Raw genomic sequence first — 19519 nt, 5'->3', positions numbered from 1 at the left:
CGGGGGTCGCTCAGCCGCCGCTGCTGCCGGAGCTGGAGCAGCCGAAGCCGCCCCGGTCGACGGCCTCCTTGTCGAAGCTGCCGCCCGAGACGGTGCCGCCGCTGTGGGAGCCGCCGTAGTAGTACCGGCCGGAGCTGCCGGAGCTGCTGGAACTGCTGGAACTGCTGTCGTCACACTTGTAGCTGGGCAGCACCTCGTACGAGAGAGGGTCCACGCAACGCTTGTCGGGCTCGGAGCCGCACGACGTGATCGTCAACGCGAGCATGCCCATTCCGCCGAGCACCACCGTGCTCGACCTCAGCCTGCGCATCTTCCGTGCCTCCCCGTCCCAGCGCCATCGAACGCCGGACAGACTAGAGGGCGGCTCCCGAAGCCGTTAACCCCGGTCCACCAACCCTTCACCAGCGACGCCGTTTCAGACGGCTTCGTGCGGTTTGCTCACCGCGGTGGCCTGATCAGCGGCTCGTCGTGCGCTCCGGGCTCCGGCGCCGCGAGGCCGCGCCCGCAGCCGGCCCCGCGTCTGCGGCCGGGGACCTCGGCAGGGCCAGGGCCAGGAGTGCCCCGAGGACCGAGGCGGCGCCGGCGAGGATCCCGGCGATGCGCAGGCCGTCGACGAGCGCGCCGGGGCCGGGGGATTCCCCGAGGCCGGCGTTGGCCACGGCGACCAGGACCGCGAGGCCGGCCGCGCCACCGATCTGCTGAGCGGTCGTGGCCAGCGCCGAGGCGACGCCCTGCTCGTGCGGGGCGACCCCGGAGGACGCCGCGACGAAGAGGGCCGGGAAGGCCGCCCCGCCGCCGATGCCCCACACGGCGATCCCCGGCAGCAGGGCCCAGAAGGATCCGCCGACCGACATCCCGAAGGCGAGCGCCCCGATGCCGGCCCCGTTGAGGACCATGCCGAGGAGCAGGGTCGTACGGACTCCGAACCGGCCCATCAGGGCGGGCCCGGTCCGCAGCCCGGCGATCACCGAGAGGACGGTGACGGGCAGAAAGGCGAGGCCGGCCTCGAGCGCGTCGTAGCGCAGGACGTTCTGGAGGTAGGTGGTGAAGAGGAAGTAGACGCCGTTGAGGGCGCTCTGGAACACGAGGATCACCAGCATCGAGGCGGCCTGCGCCCGGCGGGTGAGCAGCCGCAACGGTACGAGCGGGTCGCGTGAGCGGTGCTGGACCAGCAGGAACAGCCCGAGGAGGAGCACTCCGGCGAGGACCGCACCGCCGCCGGTCACGGTCGTCCAGCCCTCGTCGGGGCCGACGACCAGGCCGAGGACGACCAGCACGGAACCGGCGGTGGCGAGCAGGGCGCCCAGGACGTCGAACCCGCCCCGCTCACCGCCCTGGCCGTCGCGCGCCAGGAGGCCGAAGGCGGCGAGGAGCGCGGCCACCGCGGGCGGCGCCATCACGAAGAGCACCCAGCGCCAGCTGCCGTACTCGGTCAGGACACCACCGAGCAGCGCCCCGGCGGCCAGGCCGGCACTGCCGCCGGCCGCCCAGAACGCCAACGCCCTGATGCGGGCCGGCCCTTCGGTAAATCCGCTGGTGACCAGGGAGAGCGTGGCCGGGGAGACGAGTGCGGCGCCGAGCCCCTGGACCGCACGCGCAGCCACGAGCGTGCCCGGATCGCGGGCCAGGCCGCCGAGGACGCAGCCGGCGGCGAAGACGGCCAGGCCGAGGGCGAACATCCGCCGCCGGCCGAACCGGTCGACGGCCCGGCCACCGAGCAGCAGGAAGCCGCCGAAGCCGACGGCGTAGGCGCTGATGACCCACTGGAGGGAGCGCGGGGTGAAGCCGAGGCCCGACCCGATGTCGGGGAGGGCCACGTACACGATGTTGAAGTCGAGGGCCACCAGGAACTGGGTGAAGACGAGCAGGGCCAGCCTCAGCCCGGCCCGTGCGTCTGAAGCGGAATGCGTGGAAGCGGCGGACACGCCGAAGCACCTCTCAAGCACGACGGATCGATGTGAGTTCACAGCGATTTTCACGGCGTAGATTTACTACACGCCGTTCAGTAAAGGCACGCCGAACAGTAGCGCAACGCTGTAAGGTGTCAACCGTGGAAGATCAGGAAGTCCGCAGACCCAGTCGCCGGGAACGCCTGCGCGCCGAAACCGCCGCCGAGATCAAGGCTGTCGCGTTGCGGCTGATGGCCGACGGCGGACCGGACGCGATCACCCTGCGGGCCATCGCCCGCGAGATGGGCATGACGGCCGGCGCCATCTACGGCTACTACGCGACCCGGGACGACCTGGTCACGACGCTCGTCGCCGACGTCTACACCGCACTCGTCGACTCCACCGAGGCCGCCGCCCACGCACTGCCGCCGAGCGACCTGGCCGGCCGGATCCTGGCCTGGGCCACGGCGTTCCGCACCTGGAGCCTCGCCCACCCCGAGGGCTTCCGGCTGATCTACGGCGACCCCGTCCCCGGCTACCGGCAGCCGGCAGACAGTCCGGCGGCCGACGCCGGACGGCGCGCCTGCACCGGGCTCACCGGGCTGGTCGCGGGCGCCTGGCCGTACGCGGAGCCGCTGCAGGGCGACGGCGGCGCCGAGTGGGCCGACTTCCAGCCCGAGTTCGCGGAGTCGGTCCGTCACGACTTCCCCGACCTGCCGGCCGCCGCCGTGGCCCTCGCGATGCGGGTCTGGGGACGGATGCACGGCCTGGTGTCGCTGGAGATCTACGGGCATCTGCGCCCCCTGACGCACGAGCCCGCCTCGCTCTACGAGGCGGAAATGCGCGACCTCATCCGGTCCTTGGGCCTGACACCGGCCGGCTGACACCAGCCGCCGGTACGACGGCCCCTGCCGCCCGCCTACGGCCGGCGCCCCACACGGTCACGGCAGCACCCGGCACAGCGCGTCCAGCGCGCCCGCCCAGGCGCTGTCCGTCGGAGTGCCGTAGCCGACCACCAGGCGGTCGCGGTCCGGCGGGACCGACGGGTGGCGCAGCCGGTTGCAGCCCATCAGGGCGAGCCCCTGCCAGGCGGCCGCCTGGATCACGGTCCGCTCGGTGCCGGGAGGCAGCTCCAGGACGGCGTGGAGGCCCGCGGCGATGCCGGTGACCCGGATGTCCGGGGCGCGTCGCGCGAGGGCCGCCACGAGCTCGTCACGGCGGCGGCGGTAGCGCAGCCGCATCCCGCGTACATGGCGGTCGTACGAGCCCGAGGCCATGAACTCCGCGAGCGTCAACTGGTCCAGCGCGCTCGACATCCAGTCGACGCCGCCCTTCGCCTCCAGGACCTCCCCGACCATGCCCTCCGGCAGCACCATCCAGGCCAGCCGCAACGCCGGTGCGAGCGACTTGCTGGCGGTGCCGAGGTAGACGACCCGCTCCGGGTCCAGGCCCTGGAGCGCGCCGACCGGCTGGCGGTCGTAGCGGAACTCGCCGTCGTAGTCGTCCTCCAGAATCAGCCCGCCCGCGCCGCGCGCCCAGTCGACCGCGGCCGCGCGCCGGTCGGGGTGGAGAGTGCTGCCGAGCGGGAACTGGTGGGCCGGGGTCATCAGCACCGCGCCCACGCCCTTCATCGCGCCCAGTTCGTCCGTGCGGGTGCCACGCGCGTCGAAGGACAGGGCGGGCAGCCGCAGCCCGGCCTCGGTCAGGAGGTTCCAGTGGACGTCGAGGCCGTACGACTCGACGGCCACCTCCCGCACCTTCCGCGCCCGCAGCACCTTGGCCATCAGCGTCAGACCGTGCACGAAACCCGAGCAGAGGACGATCCGTTCGGGATCCGCGTGGACGCCGCGGGCCCGGGCCAGGTACTCGGCGAGGACCGTGCGCAGTTCGATCCGGCCGCGCGCGTCGCCGTAGCCGAAGGCGTCGTGCGGGGCGCTGGTGAGGGCCCGCCGGGACGCCTTGAGCCAGTCGGTGCGGGGGAAGGAGCCGACGTCGGGGAAGCCGGGGCGCAGGCTGTACGTGGGCCCGCCGGACGCCGGACGCGAACGGGGCGCCTGGGCCGCGGGCCGACGGGGCGCGGCGCGCGGGGCGACCCGGGTGCCGGAGCCCTGCCGGGCGGTGAGCCAGCCCTCGGCGACCAGCTCCGCGTACGCGTCGGCGACGGTGTTGCGGGCCACCCCCAGATCGGCGGCGAGGGAGCGGGAGGACGGCAGGCGGGTGCCGGGCGCGAGACGGCCGTTGCGCACGGCCTCGCGCAGGGCGCCCATCAGGCCCTTGCGCAGTCCCGGTCCGCGCAGTTCCAGATGGAGGTCCGCCCCGAAAGTGGCCCAGTCGTTTGCCATGGAAGTGGACCATACCCCTGAGCCACAACGCCCGTACGGTCGTGACCATGACGACGACGGAAACACGGACGTACGCCCCCGAGCACTCCCCCCGCCTTCCCCTCGCCCAGCTCGCCCCGGAGTTCTACCGGGCCATGGTCCGCCTGGAGGCGGCCGCGGCGAAGGGCCTCGACCCGGTCGTCTACGAGCTGGTGAAGATCCGGGCCTCGCAGATCAACCACTGCGCGTTCTGCCTCGACATGCACACGAAGGACGCGCTGGCGTCCGGTGAGTCGGTGGAGCGGATCGTCCAGTTGTCCGCCTGGGAGGAGTCGGAGCACTTCTACACCGAGAAGGAGCTCGCGGCCCTGGCGCTGACCGAGGCGATCACGGTCCTGACGGACGGCTTCGTACCGGACGAGGTGTACGCGCGCGCCGCCGCCCACTTCGAGGAGGCGGAACTGGCCCAGCTCATCGCCGCGATCACCACCATCAACGCCTGGAACCGGATCGGGGTCAGCACGCGGACGGTGCCGGGCCACTACACGCCGGGCATGTACAAGAGCTGACGCCCCGGCAGCCGAGACCAACGGAACGACACACACCGACCGAGAGGCCACGCACCCGTGCCTGCCCGAACCGACCGGCTGAGCGCCGACGTCTACCACGCGCTGGCCGCCGCGAGCACCGCGGCCAAGAAGGGCCTGGGCGACCCGGTCCTCGTCGAGCTGGTCATGCTCCGCGCCTCGCAGATCAACCGCTGCGCCTTCTGCGTGGACATGCATCTGACGCTCGCCCGCAAGAACGGCGTGAGCGAGCGGCGCCTGGATCTGCTCCAGGTCTGGGAGGAGACCGACGGCGTCTTCACCGCCCCCGAGCGGGCCGCGCTCGCGCTCACCGAGGCCGTCACCGTCCTCACCGACGGCTTCGTACCGGACGAGGTGTACGAGCAGGCCGCCGCCCACTTCGACGCGCCCGGCCTCGCCCATCTCATCGCCCTGATCACCGTGATCAACAGCTGGAACCGCATCATGGTCAGCCGCCGCACTCCTCCCGGGGAGCTGGTGTGGCAGTGACCGGTGTCGAGACGTTCCGCACGCTGCACCACGACCGGGCCCCCGGGGACCCGCTGATCCTGCCGGGCCCCTGGGACCCGCCCAGCGCACGCACCTTCGTGGCCGCCGGCTTCCCGGCCCTCGCGGTCCCCAGCGCCGGGGTCGCCGAGGCGCTCGGTTACGAGGACGGCGAGACCCCCGCCGACGAGATGTTCGCGGCCGTCGCGCGGATCGTCCGCGCGGTCGCCGTACCCGTCTCGGCGGACCTGGAGGACGGATACGGCCTCGCCCCCAAGGAGCTGGTGGAACGGACCCTGGAGAGCGGCGCGATCGGGATGAACCTGGAGGACTCCCGGCCCGGCGGGATCCTCAAGGAGCCGCGGGCGCACGCCGAGTGGCTCGCCGAGGTCCGGGCGGCGGCCGGTGACCGGCTCTTCCTCAACGCGCGCGTGGACACCTTCCTGCATGGCGGGAAGGACCCGGACGAGGCGATCGAACGGGCCCTGCTGTACCGCGCGGCCGGCGCGGACTGCGTCTACCCGATCATGGCCCCGCCGGAGCACTTCACCGCGCTACGGGCGGAGACCGACGTCCCCGTCAACGCCTTCACCCGGTCGAACGGTCCGACCCCGGCCGAGCTGGGCCGGCGCGGCGCCACCCGGATCACCTTCGGGCCGGGCCTGCTGCGCCGCTCGATGGTGGCACTCGGCGACATCGCCCGCGGCCTCGGCGGCGCCTGAGGGCGAGCCGGGGCCGCGCGTCCGGACATCCGGGGATCCGGCGCGTCCGGGCCGGGCTCAGTCCTCCTCGGGCTCGTCCTGGACGCGCAGCCCGCCGACCCACAGCGGCATCAGCCAGTGCGCGACGAGTGCCGCGAACAGGACCGGGAAGACCAGGCTTTCGACCCGCAGGCCGGCGAAGAGCGTGACCGCGCCGACGCCGACCGCCGTCCCGGCCAGCAGCCAGGTCATCACCTTGTGGGCGCGCGCCTGGACCGCGTCGCGCTCGGCGAGCTGGCGCTCGTCGAGGATCCGGCTGCGCAGTTCGAGCAGCCCGCGGGTGGCGCTGTTGAGGGCCCCGGTGAGGAACACCCACCCCACCATGCCCGTGAACAGGACGGCCAGGGACGGCACGAGGAGGACGTCGTACACGACACCGAGCCAGGCGGCGGCCGTCACCGCGGTCAGCAGGACGTGGGCGGCGACGACGGCCCGGCGGCGGGCGGCGGTGGCGTACAGGGGCGCCGCCGCGGGGTTGTTCATGAGCGCGTACATGCGCCGGTCGAAGCGCGTGGGCGTGTTCGCGGTCGTCGTGCTGGTCGTGGTCGTGGTGATCGTCATCGAGGTCTCCCCGTTGTGCAGCTACTCGCTTATGTATAAGAAGTACTACATCCGAGGGTAGGGGCGCAACAAAAGGCGCCGCCCCCGGCAGGCGGGGGCGGCGCTGAACTGCGCTCAGACGTATGCCCGATGGCGGTACGTCAGGATGCGACGGTGGATCAGATGAGGCCGAGGCCGCGGACGGCGTCGCGCTCCTCCACGAGCTCCTGCACCGAGGCGTCGATGCGGGTGCGGGAGAACTCGTTGATGTCCAGGCCCTGGACGATCTCGTACTTGCCGTCCTTGCAGGTGACGGGGAAGGAGGAGATCAGGCCCTCCGGGACGCCGTAGGAGCCGTCCGACGGGATGCCCATGGAGGTCCAGTCGCCCTCGGCGGTGCCGTTGACCCACGTGTGGACGTGGTCGATGGCGGCGTTGGCGGCGGAGGCCGCCGAGGACGCGCCACGGGCCTCGATGATCGCGGCGCCGCGCTTGGCGACGGTCGGGATGAAGGTGTCGGCCAGCCACGCCTCGTCGTTGACGACCTCGGCGGCGTTCTTGCCGGCGATCTCCGCGTGGAAGATGTCCGGGTACTGGGTCGCCGAGTGGTTGCCCCAGATGGTGAGGCGCTTGATGTCGGAGACGGCGGCGCCGGTCCGGGCGGCCAGCTGCGAGATCGCGCGGTTGTGGTCCAGGCGGGTCATCGCGGTGAACCGCTCGGCCGGCACGTCCGGGGCGGCGGCCTGGGCGATCAGGGCGTTGGTGTTGGCCGGGTTGCCGACGACGAGGACCTTGATGTCGTCCGCGGCGTGGTCGTTGATGGCCTTGCCCTGCGGCTTGAAGATGCCACCGTTGGCCGAGAGCAGGTCACCGCGCTCCATGCCCTTGGTGCGCGGGCGCGCGCCGACGAGCAGCGCGACGTTTGCGCCGTCGAAGCCGACGTTCGGGTCGTCGGTGATCTCGATGCCGCGCAGCAGCGGGAACGCGCAGTCGTCGAGCTCCATGGCGGTGCCCTCGGCGGCCTTCAGGCCCTGCGGGATCTCGAGGAGGCGCAGCTTGACCGGCACGTCCGCGCCGAGCAGCTGGCCGGAGGCGATGCGGAAGAGCAGCGCGTAGCCGATCTGGCCGGCCGCGCCGGTCACGGTGACATTCACGGGAGTGCGGGTCATGGCGATCTCCGTAAGACAGCTGGCGATGGGGGTCCCTGCCCCTGGTGCTGGACTCTCTCCTGATCGATCGGTGTCTCGACGTGAAGAGATATCCAGCGGTCAGGCTATCCGACCCGGGCCCTGTCCAACCCCCACCCCCTTGTGGGACGGCTCACTGCCGCCCGCTCCTTCACTTACTCGGCCGTGCATCCGCGTACGCCGGTGCTCAGCGTCGCGCAGGCCCGCGCCTGGGCGCCGGACGTCACCGCGACCATCGGGGTGTACGCGTCGGTGTCGCCGTCCACGACCCCGCTCTGGGTGCTGCGACCGGCGGTGATCCGTACGGTGTCGCCGGGCGCGGCGAGAGTGATACGGGCCCACGCGGCGCCACAGGTGCCGCTGTGCCGGACCTCGATCCGGGCGGGGCCCACGCGCGCGCTGCGGACGGTGGTGGCGAAGGCGCCGCCGCAGCCCATGTTCTCGGGGTCCTGGCCGGCGCAGTCGGGGCCCGCGCACTTGACGCCGGCCGGGAGTCGGGGGCTGGTGGCGGGGGCGGGCGAGCTGGGCGGGGCGGCCTTCGCGCCGCCGCGCGGGGCGCCGCCGAGGTCGGTGAGGAGGACGGCGGCGGCGATGACGAGAAGCGCGCCGACGACACCCGCGAGGAACATGGTGACCTTGCGGCGGTGTTGGGCGGCCGGGTCGGGGCGTGGCTGTGAGGCGGGCTCTGGGGCCGGGCCGGGGCCGGGGGGCCGGGCCGAGGACTCGGTGGAGACGGAGGGCGAGGGGAGGGGCGGCGGGGGCGGGGGCGGGCCGGGGAGCGACGCCGAGACCGTGGCCGCGGACGGGGAAGGGGAAGGGGAAGGGGAAGGCGACGGGGAGTTGGACGGGGATGCGGCGGCCGACCGGCTCCAGGCCCGTTCCGCGAGCTCCCACATGGTGCTCAGATGTACGGGGTTGGTCCCGGCGACCTCGGCGAGGGCGACGATCGCGGCCTTGGGCGGGAAGAGACGGCCGTTCAGATACCGCTCCCACGAGGTCCTGCTGTGCCCCGTACGGTCCGCCACGGCCGCCAGGCTCAGTCCGGTGCGGTCGACGAGCCTGCGCAACTGGCTCGCGAACTCCGTCACCTGTGGGTCGAGTTGCTCAGGCAGCGCTTTCCAACGAGGCATCGCTTCCCCCTGTCACCACCGTCACCGGTTTCGGCCACAGGATGACAGCCACGGACGCGGGCGCGCACCGGCGCATTCCGGCACAGGTTCCCGGAACGGTCACTTCCGTGCCACAGGGAGCTACGGACCTTGAAGCCAGTTGGCGCGTGCATGACCCTTGATCAGGACGGCGCCCGTCCTTCCTCGGGGGAGAGGACGGGCGCCGTCACCCAGGAGGGCGGACGTCAGGCTCGGGCGGCCAGCTTCCTCCGTAGACCGAGGTCAAGCGCGTCCAGGAACTGTTCCGTGGTCAGCCAGGGCGCGTCCGCCGCGATCAGCCGGGCCAGGTCCTGGGTCATCTGACCGCCTTCGACGGTCTCCACGCACACCTCCTCCAACGCCCGCGCGAAACCGGCCACCTCCGGTGTGGAGTCGAGCGCGGCGCGGTGCGCCAGCGCGCGGGTCCAGGCGAAGACCGAGGCGACCGGGTTGGTCGAGGTCTCCCGGCCCGCTTGGTGGCGGCGGTAGTGGCGGGTGACCGTCCCGTGCGCGGCCTCGGCGAGCAGGGTGCGGCCGTCGGCGGACATGAGGGTGGCGATCATCAGACCTGTGGAGCCGAAGCCGCGGGCGACGGCGTCGGACTGGACGTCGCCGTCGTAGTTCTTGCACGCCCAGACGTATCCGCCTTCCCAGGTGAGGGCGGCGGCGACCATGTCGTCGATGAGGTGGTGCTCGTACGTCAGCCCGCGCGCCTCGAAACCCTCGCGGAACTCGGCGTCGAACACCTCCTGGAAGAGGTCCTTGAACCGCCCGTCGTACTTCTTCAGGAGCGTGTTCTTCGTGGAGAGGTGGACGGGGAAGTCACGGGCGAGGCCGTAACGGAAGGTGGCGCGGGCGAAATCGCGGATGGAGTCGTCGAGGTTGAACATGGCGAGCGCCACGCCCGGTTCGGTGAACTCGTGTACCTCCGTCTCGACCGGCTCGGAGCCGTCCTTGGGGGTGAAGGTGAGGGTGAGCGTGCCGGGGCCGGGGATCTTCAGATCGCTGGCGCGGTACTGGTCGCCGAAGGCGTGCCGGGCGACCACGATCGGCCGCGTCCAGGCGGGTACGCGGCGGGGCACGTTCGCCATGATGATCGGCTCGCGGAAGCTGACCCCGCCGAGAATGTTGCGGAGCGTGCCGCCGGGGACGCGGTACATCGCCTTGAGGCCGAACTCCGCGACGCGGGTCTCGTCCGGGGTGATCGTGGGGCATTTGACGCCGACGCCGTACCGCTGAACGGCCGCGGCGGCGTCGGTGGTGACCTGGTCGCCGGTGGCGTCGCGGTTCTGGATACCGAGGTCGAAGTGGTCCAGCTCGACATCGAGGTACGGCAGGATCAGCCGGTCCCTGATGAACTGCCAGATGATGCGGGCCATCTCGTCGCCGTCCATCTCGACGACGGGCTGGGCGACCTTGATCTTGAGCATGAGGCGGTACGTCCTCTCGCGCTGCGGCTGGTACGGCAGCGAGCGGTCCTCCTCCGCCCCTGAGGCGTCAGGTCACCGTCACATGGAGGGCGTCCTCCAGGAAGGGGATCTCCAGCCAGGGCCGCGGCTGCACCATCAGCGAGAGCAGCACGATGATCACGCCCAAGAGCCCGTACGTGACCATGTCGGTGAAGCGGGAGCGGACCGCGAGCATGCCGACGGACGGCAGGGTACGGCGGAGTACGGCACCGGTGAGGAGAGCCACACCGATGAGCATCGTGCCGATCCGGAACGCCTGCGGGAAGGGAGAGGTCCCGACGATCAGCAGCCCGAGCGCGGTCATCCCGAGCACGGTGAGCAACGGCCACTGCCGCGCGGGCGCGGGCGCGTCCCCCGGGGCGGCCCGCCCGCCCCCTTCGGGCCGCGCGGTATCGGTCGTCACCCGCGGCGGCCGCCGCGACCGCCCCACGGCGCTGGCCCCGGAGGGCCGGGTTGCGCCACCGGCGGAGCCGTTGGCCCGGGAGGCGGCCCGAGCGCGCGCTTCGGCGGAGCCGCTGGCCCCGGAGGCGGCGCCCGCCTGATCGGTACCGGGCTCGCCGCCCGCGCCTGCTTCGCCGGTACGGGCGGAGGACGGGCCGCCCCCGGGGCCCGGGGCTGAGCCGCTGGCCCGGGAAGCGGCGCCCGGGCGCGGGGCGGGGCCGTTGGGGTGCACGGGATCGCCCTCGGCCGGAGCCGAGCCGCCGAGACGGTCCGCACCCGGCTCTTCCGCCTCCGGCGACCCGTCCCGGCCCGAGGCACTGGCCCCGGCGCTGTCGCCAGGCCCGCCCGACGCGGCGGCGTCGGTGTGGCCGTCACGCGCCGCGCCGGCCGCAGCCGAACTGTCGACGCCCTCCGCACCCGGCTCTTCCGCCTCCGGCGACCCGTTCCCGGACTCGCCGGAACGATTCCCGCGCGCCGCGTCGCCCGCGGCCGCAGCCGCAGCCGAACCATCCACCGCACCCGGCTCCGCCGCCTCCGGCGAGCCGTTCCGGCCCGAGGCACTGGCTCCGGCGCTGTCACCAGACCCGCCCGGCCCGGCGGCGTCAGTACGACCGTCGCGCACCGCGTCGCCCGCCTCGGCCGAGCCGTCGTCGCGACCCGCACCCGGCTCCACCGCGCCCGCGCCCTGCTCCGTCGCGCCGCCGCCGGGCAGCGCGCCGTCCCCGTCCTCGTTCGGCCGTACGCCCATCACGGGCACCCTTTCCGATTCAGCTCGCGGCAGCGGCCGCGCGCTCCGCCGCCTCGACGACGTTGACCAGGAGTTGCGCGCGGGTCATGGGGCCCACGCCGCCCGGGTTGGGGGCGACCCAGCCGGCCACCTCCGCGACGCCGGGGTGGACGTCGCCGACGATCTTGCCGTTCTCGTCGCGGCTGACGCCGACGTCGAGCACGGCCGCGCCCGGCTTGATGTCCTCCGGCTTGATCAGATGCGGCACACCCGCCGCCGCGACCACGATGTCCGCCTGCCGCAGATGCGCGGCGAGGTCGCGCGTACCGGTGTGGCACTGCGTCACCGTCGCGTTCTCCGACTTCCGCGTCAGCAGCAGCGGCATCGGCCGCCCGATCGTGATGCCGCGCCCGACCACGACCACATGCGCCCCGGCGATCTCCACACCGTGCCGGCGGAGCAGCGCCACGATCCCCGCCGGGGTGCACGGCAGCGGCCCGGTCTGGCCGATCACCAGGCGGCCCAGGTTGGTCGGGTGCAGCCCGTCCGCGTCCTTGGCCGGGTCCATCAGCTCAAGGACCCGGTTGGTGTCGATGCCCTTGGGCAGCGGCAGCTGCACGATGTAACCCGTGCACTGCGGGTCCTCGTTGAGCTCCCGGACGACCGCCTCGATCTCTTCCTGCGTGGCGGACGCGGGCAGTTCGCGCTGGATCGACGCGATACCGACCTGCGCGCAGTCGCGGTGCTTGCCCGCCACGTACTTCTGGCTGCCGACGTCCTCCCCGACGAGCAGCGTCCCGAGCCCAGGCGTGACGCCCCTGGCCTTGAGGTCTGCCACACGGGCGGTCAGATCGGACTTGATCGCGGCGGCGGTGGCCTTGCCATCGAGAATCTGGGCGCTCATACCCCCATACTCCCGGAAGACCCCCGCCTACTTCCAATTCGCCGTCACCGGACGGCACAGCCGCCCCGCCCCCAGGCGGAACGTGAGGTTGCACTTGCACAACACCGCGTCATATCGACTGGACAAAAAGTCGACGATAAGACCACGATGAGCGGCGCAGTGCCGCGGGCAGTGCCGGGGGGCAAACCGTTCAATTCTGTAAAGATCCTCCGCGCGGGCCGCGTCGTCCCCGCACAACCCACGGAGGAATCCAGCCATGAGCTTCGGCGACCCGAACAACCCGTACGGCCAGCAGCAGCAGCCGCAGCAGCCCGGTTACGGCTACCCCCAGGGCCAGCAGCCTGGCTACGGCTACCCGCAGGCTCCCCCGGTCCAGCAGCCGTACGGCGGCGGCTACCCGGGCGGCGCCATGGAGATGCCGGGCGGTGTGAAGGCGACGCGCGTGATGCTCTGGGTCATCGCGGCCTTCCAGATCCTCGGCGCGATCCTCGCGTTCGCGGGCGGCGCCATGGTCAAGTCCGAGCTGGAGAACTCCGGTGCGGGCGCCGATGCGGAGAACCTCGCCACCGGCCTCGTCGTGTTCGTCGGCATCCTGGCCCTGATCTTCGCCGCGATCTCCGTCACACTGGCGCTCAAGGTCAAGTCGGGCGGCAACGCCACCCGTATCTGCACGATCATCTACGGCGCGTTCATCGTCATCGGCGGCATCTTCCAGCTGCCGCTGGGCATCGTCTCCATCGCGCTCGGCGTGCTGATCATCGTCTTCGTCGCCAAGTCCGACGGCGCCGCCTGGTTCCAGCGCCCGCGCTACTGAACCGACGCCTCGCACGGCTGACACCGGAGGCCGTAACCCACCGCTCTGGGGCGGGGGTTACGGCCTCCGGCTTTTGTGCGTCCGCTCAGTGGAAGAAGTGGCGCGTACCCGTGAAGTACATCGTCACGCCCGCCTTCTTCGCCGCCTCGACCACCTGCTCGTCGCGGACCGAACCGCCCGGCTGCACCACGGCCTTGATCCCGGCCGCGGTGAGGATCTCCAGGCCGTCGGGGAAGGGGAAGAACGCGTCGGAGGCGGCGTACGAGCCGCGCGCCCGCTCCTCGCCCGCCCGCTCGACAGCCAGCTTCGCCGAGTCGACGCGGTTGACCTGGCCCATGCCGACACCGACCGAGGCGCCGTCCTTGGCGAGCAGGATCGCGTTGGACTTGACCGCGCGGCAGGCCCGCCAGGCGAAGGCGAGCTCGGCGAGCTCGGCGGCGGACAGGGCCTCGCCGGTCGCCAGCGTCCAGTTCGCCGGGTCGTCGCCGTCGGCCTGGAGGCGGTCGGTGACCTGGAGGAGCGCGCCGCCGTCGATCGGCTTGACCTCGACCGGGGCGGACGGGGCGCCCTCGGCGCGCAGGACGCGGATGTTCTTCTTCTTGGCGAGGATCTCGACCGCGCCGTCCTCGTAGCCGGGCGCCACGATGACCTCGGTGAAGATCTCGGCGACCTGCTCGGCCATCGCGACGGAGACCGGGCGGTTGACCGCGATCACTCCGCCGAACGCGGACAGCGGGTCGCAGGCGTGCGCCTTGCGGTGTGCCTCGGCGACGTCCGCGCCGACCGCGATGCCGCACGGGTTGGCGTGCTTGATGATCGCGACGCAGGGCTCGGAGTGGTCGTACGCGGCCCGGCGCGCGGCGTCGGTGTCCGTGTAGTTGTTGTACGACATCTCCTTGCCGTGCAGCTGCTCGGCCTCGGCGAGGCCGCCGGTGCCGTCGACGTAGAGCGCGGCGCCCTGGTGCGGGTTCTCGCCGTAACGCAGCACGTTCTCGCGCGTGTAGGTGGCGCCGAGGAAGTCGGGGAAGCTGCTGGTGTCGGCGGCGGCGTAGTCGTCGGCGAACCAGGCGGCGACGGCCACGTCGTACGCGGCGGTGTGCTGGAAGGCCTTGGCGGCGAACAGCTTGCGCAGCTCCAGGGTGGTGCCGCCCTCCTTGACCGCCTGGAGGACCGCGGCGTACGCGCCCGGGTCGGTGACGACCAGAACCGACGGGTGGTTCTTGGCGGCGGCGCGGACCATCGACGGGCCGCCGATGTCGATCTGCTCGACGCACTCGTCCGGGGTCGCGCCGGAGGCGACGGTCTCGCGGAACGGGTAGAGGTTCACGACCACCAGGTCGAAGGGCTCCACACCCAGCTCGGCGAGCTGCTCGCGGTGCGAGTCGAGGCGCAGGTCGGCGAGGATGCCGGCGTGCACGCGCGGGTGGAGGGTCTTGACGCGGCCGTCCAGGCACTCGGGGAAGCCGGTCAGCTCCTCGACCTTGGTGACCGGGACGCCGGCCGCGGCGATCTTCGCGGCGGTGGAGCCGGTGGACACGAGCTCGACGCCGGCCTCGTGCAGCCCCCGGGCGAGCTCCTCCAGCCCTGTCTTGTCGTAGACACTGATCAACGCGCGACGGATGGGCTTATTCACCGACATGAACCTTTCGTCCCTCAATGCGGTAGCCGTGCTGGGCCAGACGCCCCACGACCTCGACGAGCAGCGAGCGCTCGACTTCCTTGATGCGCTCATGAAGAGCGGCTTCGTCGTCCTCGTCCCGTACCTCGACCACGCCCTGGGCGATGATCGGTCCGGTGTCGACTCCGTCGTCGACGAAGTGGACTGTGCATCCGGTGACCTTCACGCCGTGCGCGAGCGCGTCCCGCACTCCATGGGCACCGGGAAAACTGGGCAGCAGGGCCGGGTGCGTATTGACGATCCGGCCGCCGAAGCGGGCCAGGAATTCCTTCCCGAGGATCTTCATGAAGCCGGCCGAGATGACGAGGTCGGGCGCGTACGCCGCGGTCGCCTCGGTCAGCGCGCGGTCCCACTCCTCGCGACTCGCGTGGTCCTTCACCTTGCAGACGAAGGTAGGCAGCCCGGCGCGCTCGGCGCGCTCCAGACCGGCGATGGCGTCGCGGTCGGCGCCGACGGCGACGATCTCGGCGCCGTACCCGTCGGGGTCGGCGGCGATGGCGTCGAGGAGGGCCTGCAGATTGGTACCGGACCCGGAGACCAGGACGACAAGGCGGGCGGCGGCCACGTGAACTCTTTCCGTGAAACGGCGACGTTGCGCGGTCGGACAGTGCGCGCTCGGGTTTCGTGTTTTCGTACGAGCGAATCGAGCCCCTCGATACGGGGAACTCTACGAACGGCCCGACCGTCAGCAACGATACCGGCACACCGAACGGCCCCCACGGGACGGGGGCCGGGCCGAGGGGTAGCGTCTGGGGGCAGGGCCGTTCCTGTACGGACGGACACGACGACACGAGACCCGGGTTTGCGCGGGGTCTGAGGGGAAGACGTTCACCACATGCCGGACCGACGCCGGGAACGCCAGTCCACGGACGACAACAATCCGTTCGCGCCGCCGCCGGAGGGGCAGCCGGACCAGCCGTGGCAGCCGCGGCGCCCGCAGGAGGGGGACTCCACGCAGCAGGGCTCCGGTGGGGGCCGTGGCCGCTGGAGTCCGCGCCAGCCGGGCCGCTCGTCCGACGGCTTCGGCCGCCGTCCGGAGCGCCAGGACCAGGGCCCCGGGGGCAGCCCCGACGGGCCCGGGCTGCGCTGGGACCCGACTGACCCGGCCCAGCGGCGGGCGCGGTACGCGCTGCTCGCGGGCATGTGGGCGTTCTTCTTCGCGATCTTCGACCTCTCGGAGATCGCGCTGCTGCTCGGCGCGCTCGCCCTCTACTGGGGCATCAGCTCGCTGCGCGCCAAGCCGAAGCAGCCGGCCGCCGCGGTCACCACCCCGCCTCCGCCGCCGGGCGGGACGCCCACGACGGCCCGCCCGCAGCGCACCGCCGCGATCAGCGGCCTGGTGACGGCGGGCCTGGCCCTCGCCATCGTGGCGGCGAGCTTCACGGTCCACATGGTCTACCGCGACTACTACACGTGCGTGGACGACGCCCTGACCAAGACCGGCCAGCTCTCCTGCAACGAGCTGCTCCCCGACCCGCTGCAGGACGTCTTCGGCGTCCAGGAGTAGGCGGGTACGGAGGCGCTCGCGGCGAGGGTCAGGGCGCCTCGGAGGGCTCCTGTGGGGGCTCCTCCGGCGGCGCGGGGAACTCGGGAGCCTCCGTCGGCGGTCCGGCCTGTGGCGGCTCGGACGGCTCCGGGGGCGCCTCCCACTGGGTCGGCAGGAAGCCGTACGGCTCGAAGGCCGGGTCCAGCTCCTCCGCCGTGAGCTCCTCCTCCCCCAGTCCGGCGAAGGGGGCGGCGAACGGAGCGGCGTACGCCCGCGCGTAGGGCGGGGAGCAGGCGGGGGCGTACGGCGGGACCGGGGGCGCGCCCGGCGCCGCGGCGGGCGCGGGGACCGGCGTGGGAGCCGCGAGGCGGCGCCGCAGACGCCGGCGGCGCCAAGCGTGCACGCAGAGCGCGCAGGGCAGGCCCACGGCCAGCGTCCACGCCGTCGCCGCCGCCCCCGTCTGCCACCACACCGGGCCGAAGGACGCGAGGCTCTGTCTGCCCAGCGGGCCGCCCGCCAGCGCTGCCGCCAGGGACACCGCCGCGCCGCACAGCACGGCGCCAAGCAGTGCGGCGAGCGCCGTCTCGCGCAGCTTGCGCGCCGGGGCGGCGGCCGTACGGTGGGCGAGCACCAGCCCGGCCGCGACCGGGATCCCGAGGGCCGCCCAGTGCTCCCAACCGCCCGGGCCGGGCCCCGGTGCGGCGGCGAGGAGCGGGAAGAGCGGAAGCGCCGGGGTGCCGCTCACGCCCAGCGGGGTCGCGACCGCGCCCGTACCGAGCGCGAAGCCGGGCCCCAGGCCGTACGCGGCCGCCCATACCGCCGCGTTCGGCAGCAGGACGAGACAGAGCAGCACCACCGCCACCCGCCCCGGCCAGTCCGCGGCGAGGGTGTCGAACGACGCCCGCGTCTCGCTCGCGTGCCACACCAGCGAGACGGCGACCAGCAGCGCACCGCTCGCGACCAGCGTCGCGAGGGCCGCGCCCGCGCCCCGTACCGCCGCCGTCATCCAGGTCCGCGCCAGGCCGACCCGCAGCCGGTGCGGGATCCGGCCGGGCAGCGGCCCCTGAGGCCGGCCGTGCGCGGTCCACACGCCTGTCGCGGCCGCCGCCAGGGTCACCAGGGGCAGCCTGAGAGCCGCGGCTGGCAGGTCCGGGGTTAGCGCCCCGCCCATCGCGTACACGACCGCCGCGGCGGCCACCAGCAGATACCCGGCGGACACCGCCAGCAGCGCCCCGCCGGTCGGCGGCCGGGGCCGCCCTTCGCCCGGGTCCAGGGAGTCCCGCGCGGCCCGGTGGGCCAGCCAGATGGGCAGGGCGAGCAGGAGCAGCGGAACGATCCCGAGTGGCGTGGGCGCGCCCGAGAGCGTGTCGGCCCGTACGAGCGTGACGCCATGGGCCAGCAGCCAGAGGGCCGCGGCGGCGCGCAGGGCCTCGCCGGGGCCGCTGTCGGGGTACGGCGAGCTGATCCACAGCACCGTCGCGACGACGGCCAGCGCACCGAGACCGAGCCCGGCGGCGATGGCGCCACGGACGAAGGACACGGCCAGCGCGGCCGAACGGCCGCCCTGCACCACGGGGTTCGGCGACAACGACGGGCTCTGTTCGGTCACTTGGCTCACGCGGACATGCTGCCAACGACACGCGCTTTTCTCCCGTAACAGGCAAACACCCGTTGTGTCGCTCAATATACGGTTATGTACTTTTTCGCCCAGTGCATCGCCGTGGGGAGCCGTCCATGAGCCGGACCCGTCCCTCCTCCTCCGCCCGCTCGCTGCCCTCCCCGAAGGAGCGCCGTCGACTGCGCGAGGCGAAGGCGTTGAGCGAGGAACAAGTGGCCGAGGCGGTGGGTGTCACCTGTGCCACGGTCCGGTCCTGGGAGACCGGCCGGACCACGCCCCGAGGCCGCAAGCTGCAGCTGTACGCGAGGCTGCTCACCGACGCCACCGTCGAGCCGTCAGAGCGGCAGCGTGATCGCTCCGACGGGCAGCCTGACCGTGCGAAACCGGCCACGGAGCCGTCCGTACCCGCGGCGGAAAGGACCCCCGCGGCGGAAAAGACCCCGGAGACCGCCGCCGAACCTACTGCCGAACCGACCGTCGAAGCCCCCGCCGTCAGCCCCTCCCCCGTACAGCCCCCGCCGCCGTCCCATCCGCCCGCACCGAAACCCGTGGCCGCCGCCCCGCTGCCCGAGGCGCGGGCCGCCGAGGTGCCCCGGCTCACCCCCGAGGAGGCCTTCGACGCGCTCTACGCACATGTCGCCCCCGGCCTCGTCCACCAGACCTTTCTGCTCACCGGCCGCCGCAGGCTCGCCCGGGAGGCCGTCGAGCACGCGTTCCATCTCGCCTGGCACCACTGGCCGGAAGTCGCCGTCGACCGCGACCCGGCGGGCTGGGTGCGGGCGGCCGCGCACGAGTACGCCATGTCCCCCTGGCACAGCTTCCGTCGCAGCCAGCGCCACCCCGACGCCGCGCCCACCGCCCCCTTCCGGCGGGAGCTGCTCGCTGCCCTGCTCGACCTGCCGCCGTCCTACCGCCGCACGCTGCTGCTCTACGACGGCCTCGGCCTGGATCTGCCCGACACTGCGGCCGAGACGGAGGCCAGCACCCCCGCCGCCGCGAGCCGACTGATCCACGCGCGCGAGGCGGTCGCCGAGCGGCTTCCGGAGCTAGGCGACCCGAAGGCGCTCCAACGGCGGCTGACGGCTCTGGTCACCGAGGGGCCGACCGCGACGATCGCGCCGCCCCGGAAGGTGCGCACCACCAGTGAGCGCAGGACCCGGATGTGGACGCGGGCCGCGATCGTCCTGACCACCGTGATCATCGGCGCGACGGGGTTCACCGTGACCACCGCGCCCACCCGGTACGTGCCGCCGCTGTCACCGGGTGCGACGGTCGGCGGCGTCCCGGTCCGCAGCGGCCCCGACCGGCTCACCTCCGAGGACCTCCAGCTGCGGGAGAAACTCCGCTCGGAGCCGATGAACGGCCCGGAGCGGCTGATCCCCGACCTCCAGTAGCCGTATCGGCCCAGGGCAAACGTGAGTGGGCCCGCACCCCGGTCTCCCGGGGCGCGGGCCCACTCACGT

The 19519-nt window shown here is 73.0% G+C and carries 19 protein-coding genes; 7 read left to right on the top strand and 12 right to left on the bottom strand.

What is annotated here, in order from left to right; all coding sequences use genetic code 11:
• Positions 1–10 precede the first annotated feature (10 nt).
• Entirely contained in the window at positions 11–310 is a 300-nt protein-coding gene (locus ACZ7LT_RS19500) for a hypothetical protein (protein WP_471237273.1), read from the bottom strand.
• A gap of 145 nt (positions 311–455) precedes the next feature.
• Positions 456–1925, bottom strand: a complete 1470-nt coding sequence (locus tag ACZ7LT_RS19495) for an MFS transporter (RefSeq protein ID WP_471237272.1) — start codon at positions 1923–1925, stop codon at positions 456–458.
• A 125-nt stretch (positions 1926–2050) separates the two neighbouring features.
• On the opposite strand from ACZ7LT_RS19495, the gene ACZ7LT_RS19490 reads away from it, so the two are divergent.
• Complete coding sequence (locus tag ACZ7LT_RS19490; protein WP_471237271.1) at positions 2051–2773, top strand: TetR/AcrR family transcriptional regulator; 723 nt, start codon at positions 2051–2053, stop codon at positions 2771–2773.
• Between the two features lie 57 nt (positions 2774–2830).
• On the opposite strand, the gene pdxR is transcribed toward ACZ7LT_RS19490, so the two are convergent.
• A complete protein-coding gene (gene pdxR / locus ACZ7LT_RS19485) occupies positions 2831–4231 on the bottom strand; it encodes a MocR-like pyridoxine biosynthesis transcription factor PdxR (protein ID WP_471237270.1) in 1401 nt (466 codons plus the stop codon).
• A gap of 47 nt (positions 4232–4278) precedes the next feature.
• Between pdxR and ACZ7LT_RS19480 the strand changes: the two genes are divergently transcribed.
• From ACZ7LT_RS19480 to ACZ7LT_RS19470, 3 genes are read left to right on the top strand one after another with little or no spacing between them, the layout of a single operon-like run.
• Positions 4279–4779: a carboxymuconolactone decarboxylase family protein gene (locus ACZ7LT_RS19480; RefSeq protein WP_471237269.1), complete on the top strand. Its 501-nt coding sequence runs from the start codon at positions 4279–4281 to the stop codon at positions 4777–4779.
• Between the two features lie 57 nt (positions 4780–4836).
• Complete coding sequence (locus ACZ7LT_RS19475; protein ID WP_471237268.1) at positions 4837–5286, top strand: carboxymuconolactone decarboxylase family protein; 450 nt, start codon at positions 4837–4839, stop codon at positions 5284–5286.
• A complete protein-coding gene (locus ACZ7LT_RS19470) occupies positions 5283–6005 on the top strand; it encodes an isocitrate lyase/PEP mutase family protein (protein WP_471237465.1) in 723 nt (240 codons plus the stop codon). The genes ACZ7LT_RS19475 and ACZ7LT_RS19470 overlap by 4 nt, the downstream gene beginning before the upstream one ends.
• A gap of 57 nt (positions 6006–6062) precedes the next feature.
• Here ACZ7LT_RS19470 and ACZ7LT_RS19465 read toward each other — a convergent pair whose 3' ends face one another.
• The 6 genes from ACZ7LT_RS19465 to ACZ7LT_RS19440 all read right to left on the bottom strand — a co-directional run bounded on the left by ACZ7LT_RS19465 (position 6063) and on the right by ACZ7LT_RS19440 (position 12460).
• Positions 6063–6605, bottom strand: coding sequence for a hypothetical protein (locus tag ACZ7LT_RS19465; protein ID WP_471237267.1), 543 nt, complete (start codon positions 6603–6605; stop codon positions 6063–6065).
• A gap of 158 nt (positions 6606–6763) precedes the next feature.
• Positions 6764–7753, bottom strand: a complete 990-nt coding sequence (locus tag ACZ7LT_RS19460) for a malate dehydrogenase (protein WP_471237266.1) — start codon at positions 7751–7753, stop codon at positions 6764–6766.
• A gap of 173 nt (positions 7754–7926) precedes the next feature.
• Entirely contained in the window at positions 7927–8901 is a 975-nt protein-coding gene (locus ACZ7LT_RS19455) for a helix-turn-helix domain-containing protein (protein ID WP_471237265.1), read from the bottom strand.
• Between the two features lie 224 nt (positions 8902–9125).
• Entirely contained in the window at positions 9126–10349 is a 1224-nt protein-coding gene (locus tag ACZ7LT_RS19450) for an NADP-dependent isocitrate dehydrogenase (protein ID WP_471237264.1), read from the bottom strand.
• A 67-nt stretch (positions 10350–10416) separates the two neighbouring features.
• Entirely contained in the window at positions 10417–11577 is a 1161-nt protein-coding gene (locus tag ACZ7LT_RS19445) for a DUF3017 domain-containing protein (RefSeq protein WP_471237263.1), read from the bottom strand.
• Positions 11578–11596: 19 nt separating this feature from the next.
• Positions 11597–12460 (bottom strand): bifunctional methylenetetrahydrofolate dehydrogenase/methenyltetrahydrofolate cyclohydrolase, encoded by an 864-nt coding sequence (locus ACZ7LT_RS19440; protein ID WP_189204829.1) that lies wholly within the window; start codon positions 12458–12460, stop codon positions 11597–11599.
• 256 nt (positions 12461–12716) lie between these two features.
• On the opposite strand from ACZ7LT_RS19440, the gene ACZ7LT_RS19435 reads away from it, so the two are divergent.
• Positions 12717–13274 (top strand): hypothetical protein, encoded by a 558-nt coding sequence (locus ACZ7LT_RS19435; RefSeq protein WP_471237262.1) that lies wholly within the window; start codon positions 12717–12719, stop codon positions 13272–13274.
• A gap of 85 nt (positions 13275–13359) precedes the next feature.
• On the opposite strand, the gene purH is transcribed toward ACZ7LT_RS19435, so the two are convergent.
• Both purH and purN read right to left on the bottom strand, forming a co-directional pair.
• Positions 13360–14913 carry a bifunctional phosphoribosylaminoimidazolecarboxamide formyltransferase/IMP cyclohydrolase gene (purH, locus tag ACZ7LT_RS19430; protein ID WP_471237261.1) on the bottom strand — a complete coding sequence of 518 codons (1554 nt, stop codon included), beginning with the start codon at positions 14911–14913 and terminating at the stop codon, positions 13360–13362.
• Complete coding sequence (gene purN, locus ACZ7LT_RS19425; protein ID WP_471237260.1) at positions 14900–15517, bottom strand: phosphoribosylglycinamide formyltransferase; 618 nt, start codon at positions 15515–15517, stop codon at positions 14900–14902. The genes purH and purN overlap by 14 nt, the downstream gene beginning before the upstream one ends.
• 270 nt (positions 15518–15787) lie before the next feature.
• Between purN and ACZ7LT_RS19420 the strand changes: the two genes are divergently transcribed.
• Positions 15788–16459: a hypothetical protein gene (locus tag ACZ7LT_RS19420; RefSeq protein ID WP_471237259.1), complete on the top strand. Its 672-nt coding sequence runs from the start codon at positions 15788–15790 to the stop codon at positions 16457–16459.
• 28 nt (positions 16460–16487) lie between these two features.
• On the opposite strand, the gene ACZ7LT_RS19415 is transcribed toward ACZ7LT_RS19420, so the two are convergent.
• Positions 16488–18056 (bottom strand): cell division protein PerM, encoded by a 1569-nt coding sequence (locus ACZ7LT_RS19415; protein ID WP_471237258.1) that lies wholly within the window; start codon positions 18054–18056, stop codon positions 16488–16490.
• 116 nt (positions 18057–18172) lie between these two features.
• Here ACZ7LT_RS19415 and ACZ7LT_RS19410 point away from each other — a divergent pair, with 116 nt between their 5' ends.
• A complete protein-coding gene (locus tag ACZ7LT_RS19410) occupies positions 18173–19450 on the top strand; it encodes a helix-turn-helix domain-containing protein (protein ID WP_471237257.1) in 1278 nt (425 codons plus the stop codon).
• Positions 19451–19519 lie beyond the last annotated feature (69 nt).

Source organism: Streptomyces sp. NPDC039465 (assembly GCF_055639315.1).
The sequence above is the reverse complement of the archived record's forward strand: the minus strand, read 5'-3'. Positions and strand labels throughout refer to the sequence as shown.

What these genes read in the sequence shown, in the direction of transcription:
- ACZ7LT_RS19500 (WP_471237273.1), bottom strand. Translation starts at nt 310, where the DNA reads ATGCGCAGGCTGAGGTCGAGCACGGTGGTGCTCGGCGGAATGGGCATG.
- pdxR (WP_471237270.1), bottom strand. Translation starts at nt 4,231, where the DNA reads ATGGCAAACGACTGGGCCACTTTCGGGGCGGACCTCCATCTGGAACTG.
- ACZ7LT_RS19480 (WP_471237269.1), top strand. Translation starts at nt 4,279, where the DNA reads ATGACGACGACGGAAACACGGACGTACGCCCCCGAGCACTCCCCCCGC.
- ACZ7LT_RS19465 (WP_471237267.1), bottom strand. Translation starts at nt 6,605, where the DNA reads ATGACGATCACCACGACCACGACCAGCACGACGACCGCGAACACGCCC.
- ACZ7LT_RS19460 (WP_471237266.1), bottom strand. Translation starts at nt 7,753, where the DNA reads ATGACCCGCACTCCCGTGAATGTCACCGTGACCGGCGCGGCCGGCCAG.
- ACZ7LT_RS19455 (WP_471237265.1), bottom strand. Translation starts at nt 8,901, where the DNA reads ATGCCTCGTTGGAAAGCGCTGCCTGAGCAACTCGACCCACAGGTGACG.
- ACZ7LT_RS19450 (WP_471237264.1), bottom strand. Translation starts at nt 10,349, where the DNA reads ATGCTCAAGATCAAGGTCGCCCAGCCCGTCGTCGAGATGGACGGCGAC.
- ACZ7LT_RS19445 (WP_471237263.1), bottom strand. Translation starts at nt 11,577, where the DNA reads ATGGGCGTACGGCCGAACGAGGACGGGGACGGCGCGCTGCCCGGCGGC.
- ACZ7LT_RS19440 (WP_189204829.1), bottom strand. Translation starts at nt 12,460, where the DNA reads ATGAGCGCCCAGATTCTCGATGGCAAGGCCACCGCCGCCGCGATCAAG.
- ACZ7LT_RS19435 (WP_471237262.1), top strand. Translation starts at nt 12,717, where the DNA reads ATGAGCTTCGGCGACCCGAACAACCCGTACGGCCAGCAGCAGCAGCCG.
- purH (WP_471237261.1), bottom strand. Translation starts at nt 14,913, where the DNA reads ATGTCGGTGAATAAGCCCATCCGTCGCGCGTTGATCAGTGTCTACGAC.
- ACZ7LT_RS19420 (WP_471237259.1), top strand. Translation starts at nt 15,788, where the DNA reads ATGCCGGACCGACGCCGGGAACGCCAGTCCACGGACGACAACAATCCG.
- ACZ7LT_RS19410 (WP_471237257.1), top strand. Translation starts at nt 18,173, where the DNA reads ATGAGCCGGACCCGTCCCTCCTCCTCCGCCCGCTCGCTGCCCTCCCCG.